Annotated in this window: 5 protein-coding genes; 4 read left to right on the top strand and 1 reads right to left on the bottom strand. The window is 59.4% G+C overall.

Features of this window, described 5'->3' with window-relative positions; genetic code table 11:
* The first annotated feature begins 254 nt into the window (after positions 1–254).
* The 4 genes from FVQ81_18105 (at position 255) to FVQ81_18090 (ending at position 2,671) form a co-directional block, all read left to right on the top strand.
* A complete protein-coding gene (locus FVQ81_18105) occupies positions 255–452 on the top strand; it encodes a type II toxin-antitoxin system VapB family antitoxin (GenBank protein ID MBW7998446.1) in 198 nt (65 codons plus the stop codon).
* Complete coding sequence (locus FVQ81_18100; GenBank protein ID MBW7998445.1) at positions 449–847, top strand: VapC toxin family PIN domain ribonuclease; 399 nt, start codon at positions 449–451, stop codon at positions 845–847. The genes FVQ81_18105 and FVQ81_18100 overlap by 4 nt, the downstream gene beginning before the upstream one ends.
* 302 nt (positions 848–1,149) lie before the next feature.
* Positions 1,150–1,884 (top strand): hypothetical protein, encoded by a 735-nt coding sequence (locus tag FVQ81_18095; protein ID MBW7998444.1) that lies wholly within the window; start codon positions 1,150–1,152, stop codon positions 1,882–1,884.
* 37 nt (positions 1,885–1,921) lie between these two features.
* Positions 1,922–2,671, top strand: a complete 750-nt coding sequence (locus tag FVQ81_18090; GenBank protein ID MBW7998443.1) for a ThuA domain-containing protein — start codon at positions 1,922–1,924, stop codon at positions 2,669–2,671.
* 585 nt (positions 2,672–3,256) lie between these two features.
* Here the strand turns inward: FVQ81_18090 and FVQ81_18085 are convergent.
* Positions 3,257–3,652, bottom strand: a complete 396-nt coding sequence (locus FVQ81_18085) for a hypothetical protein (protein MBW7998442.1) — start codon at positions 3,650–3,652, stop codon at positions 3,257–3,259.
* Positions 3,653–3,807: the final 155 nt, after the last annotated feature.

The raw sequence follows: 3,807 nt of genomic DNA, 5'->3' as shown, positions 1-3,807 counted from the left end.
GATGCACTCAAGCAAGAAACCGATGACCATAGCTCTAACCAACTGAATTTATTCGAGAGTTAACCGGACAGCCGTGATTACTGAACGTAAATTTTTACGATTTTTTTTACATAGGCGTGAGGGAGCGCTGGTGCTCTCAACCCCTTTCTTTTTAGGCGTCGTAACGGATAAGAGACGCCTGGAAGTGGACAGGAGCATCAAAATGCGCATAGAATGATGCATCGATTGATGCATACCTTCAGGAGGCCACTGCCATGCGCACGACCATCAATCTGGATCAGCAACTGCTCGCGGAAGCGCAGCGCATGACCGGCATCAAGGAACGCACCGCCCTGGTGCACGCGGGATTGCGCGCCTTGATCGAACGCGAAAGCGCCCGGCGGCTGGCGCGGCTGGGCGGCAGCGAACCCCAGTTGACGCCCGTCTCCCGGCGGCGGCCGAAATCCGCATGATCCTGGTTGACACCTCCGTCTGGATCGACCACCTGCGGAAAGGCTCGCCAGCCCTGGCTGCCGCGCTGGAGGAGGAGCGGGTGTTGATGCATCCGTTCATCCTCGGCGAGCTCGCTTGCGGCAATCTCAGGAACCGGAGTGAAGTGCTCCGGCTCCTCGGCGACCTCCCTGTGGCGCCGGCCGTCACGGACCCCGAGGTGCTGGACTTCATCGAGCGCCGGGCCCTGATGGGCCGGGGCATCGGCTATATCGCTGTTCACTTGCTGGCCTCGGCGGTGCTGGCCGCGCCGGCGTGGCTGTGGACACGGGACAGGCCACTCGCTACCGTGGCAGCCGAACTGAACCTGGCATTCACGGAGAAAGGCGGCCGTCCATTCCCGCATCAGGAAGTGTAAAAGCCCTTTTTCTCCGGATTTATCCCAGGGGAGGGTTCGCTTCCATTTCTGTTGCATGGCTGTGGTCCGTTACATTGCACGGCCTGCTCCCTGCCCATGGGTTCGCCTGCGAGTTTTTTTCGAGATTCGCCGCTCTCACTTGAGTTCGCTGCTGAATATTAGAAAAATTTGTCAATAAACTATTTTTTACTTGACAATATCAGAAATATCACCTATTTTGTATATAATTATCAATAGGAATGGAAGAAGAAATGAAAATCAGGCCGTCCCAGGGGGGATAGAGAACGATATCGAGGGGTATCATGAATCTCAAAGGAAAAATAATATTGCCCGCCTTGCTGCTGGGGGCGCTGCTATTGGGCGCCGGATGCGGGGAAGAAACATCGGTCTCTGATCGGGTGGACGAATTGGGACTGGGATCGGTACCGGATCCCACGGTGACCAACGTGCTGATCGCGGGCCAGACCAATCTGGACGGAATGGCAGCCGTGCAGACCTATCTGACTCCGTTCGGATTTCCGGTGTTGGATACTTTCGACAATAACTCCGGAACACCGACTCTGGCCCAGTTGCAAAACTACGATGTGGTGATCCTCTGGAGCAATTCATCCTTCAGCAACGCCACTTTATTCGGGGACAACCTGGCCGATTACGTGGACAGCGGCGGCGGCGTGGTACTGGCGGCGTTTGCGCATCATGCGGGGACTTCCATCCTGGGCAGGATCATTTCCGATGGGTATAGTCCCTACAATATCGACGGCTCCGGTCCGTTTTCCAACCAGAATGTGGGCTCCGTGGATCAGCCCGGCCATCCCATCATGGAAAACGTGGTGACCCTGAATGCCTACTACCGCTCCGCACCGACCATGGCGGCCGGTGGCATCTCCATCGCCAATTTCGACAACGGCGCGCCCATGGTGGCCGTTACTGCCACCGGGAATGTGGTGGGTTTGGAAGTGATTCCCCCGGACCCCAACCGCGGCGGTGATTTCGAAACCCTGGTGGCCAATACCCTGGCCTTCGCGGCCTGGAATTAATCCTGGGGGGGCTGTCGTCTCAACAGCGAGAGGTATCATGAAACGCAGAGCCAACATGTGGAAAATGTTTTTGCCCGCCCTGCTGCTGGGGGCGCTGCTGCTGGCCACCGGATGTAGTGAGGATGAGACCGTCTCGGACAGGGTTGATTCACGGGGGCTCGGGGGCGGTCCGGTGACCCCCGCCGATGTGAATGTGCTGCTGCTGGGACAAGACGATTTAAGCGGATTCGCCTTCGTGCAGGGATATCTCACGCCCTTCGGGTTCCCGGTGGTGGATACGTACGACAACACGATTGCCACCCCCACCCTGGCCGATTTGTCGGCGTATCAGGCCGTAATGGTGTGGACGGACGGCTCCCCTGCCAGTGTGACGGCGCTTGGCGACCTTCTGGCCGACTATGTCGACGCGGGTGGCGGAGTTGTGGTGGCAACCTACGGTCACGCCGCGGGTTATGGGGTGGGGGGAACATTTGCCGCCGGGGGCTATTCTCCCTTCAATTTCGACGCGGTCAATCCCAACACGGTTACGTCCATGAGTACGGTCTACGATGCAGCGCACCCCATCATGGCCGGCGTGGTTTCCCTTGGCGTGAGATACCGGGATAATCCCACAGTCGCGCCGGATGGAATCGTGCTGGCGGATTGGGCTGCCGGGAATGCGGCCATCGGGGTGAACGCAACCGGCACTGTAGTGGGACTCGCCATGTCCCCTGTCGACGGTGGCAATTTGACAGGGAATTACCCGGAATTGTTCTCCAACGCCTTGACCTTTACGGCCTCGAATTAGAACTCCGGGGGGGCCGGGAACGGCCCCTCCTTGCATTTCCGCAGTAATTTCCCCTTCCTATTGAAATTCGCTCTCCCCCGCCGCAGAATGTGTGCGCTGGTTGATATCCGCATTCCTACGCGGGGAACACTGGTGATTGGCAGGTTGCCGCCGTTTTCGGCGAGGCCCTTCCCGCCCGGGACGGCCTGGGAAAAACGGGATATTTATAATCAACGGAGCCCGTTGGAACAACTGCGTAAAGAAGCCATCGCGGACGCCGTAGCCGGAATTCGCGGCGCCGCGGAGAAGCGGGGGGTGAATCCGGACGCGCTGGAGGAAATGGCGGGCATCCTGGGTGGACTGGGCGCGCGGGCGGAGCTGTTTCCAACCGAGGACTTCCCCTTCTATCTGGACGAGAGTGGACAAAATCCGGTCTACCGGCTTTCCGAGGATGCGAACCATGGCTGCGCCCTCTATATGGTGGTCTCCCAAGGCGCCAAAAAGGTGCCGCCCCACAGCCACACCACCTGGGCGCTCATCGCGGGCGTGCGGGGAGTGGAAGAGAATTTCTTCTACGCCCTGGCGGAGGGGGATTCCCTACCGGACCTACCCGCCGGCTCCGGCCAGGCCCGCATCCGTCCCGAAGGAAAGCGCACCGTGGGTCCCGGCGACTGCGATGCTCGTCTCGGCCACCTTCAGCAGTTCCCCGAGCATTTCGGCCCGGCGAATGACCGGAATATTCAGGCCGCGAGCGGCCTCCAGTTCGGGGTTGTCAGGCTTGACGGCCGACGAATACACCACTATATCGCAACCGTCGATGTGGTCGGCGTGATGGCCCTCGTGAAAGCGCGTGCCCAGTTTTTCCAGGTGGTCGGTAATCTCGCTGCTGCGCAGGTCCGAACCGGAGATGATGAATCCGAGGCTGTGGAGCAACTCGGCCATGCCGCTGATGCCGATACCGCCCAGGCCGACAAAGTGAATCTTTTTAATGCGGCCAAACATCACTCCTCCACCAGTTCCAGGATGTGATCCACAATCTTATGGCGCGCGTCGGGTTGGGCCAGCCGTTTCGCCCGGTCGGCCATGTCCTGCAAGCGACCGGGCGCATCCAGCAGTTTGCCCACCGTTTGCTCCAGGACGTCCTGGGACAGCTCGCT

It is taken from the genome of Candidatus Glassbacteria bacterium, from assembly GCA_019456185.1.
Lineage (GTDB): Bacteria > Gemmatimonadota > Glassbacteria > GWA2-58-10 > GWA2-58-10 > JAJRTS01.
This window is presented reverse-complemented; position numbering and strand designations above follow the sequence as displayed.

Coding starts and splice junctions, on each gene's coding strand:
- FVQ81_18095 (MBW7998444.1), top strand. CDS start 1,150: ATGAATCTCAAAGGAAAAATAATATTGCCCGCCTTGCTGCTGGGGGCG.
- FVQ81_18100 (MBW7998445.1), top strand. CDS start 449: ATGATCCTGGTTGACACCTCCGTCTGGATCGACCACCTGCGGAAAGGC.
- FVQ81_18085 (MBW7998442.1), bottom strand. CDS start 3,652: ATGTTTGGCCGCATTAAAAAGATTCACTTTGTCGGCCTGGGCGGTATC.
- FVQ81_18105 (MBW7998446.1), top strand. CDS start 255: ATGCGCACGACCATCAATCTGGATCAGCAACTGCTCGCGGAAGCGCAG.
- FVQ81_18090 (MBW7998443.1), top strand. CDS start 1,922: ATGAAACGCAGAGCCAACATGTGGAAAATGTTTTTGCCCGCCCTGCTG.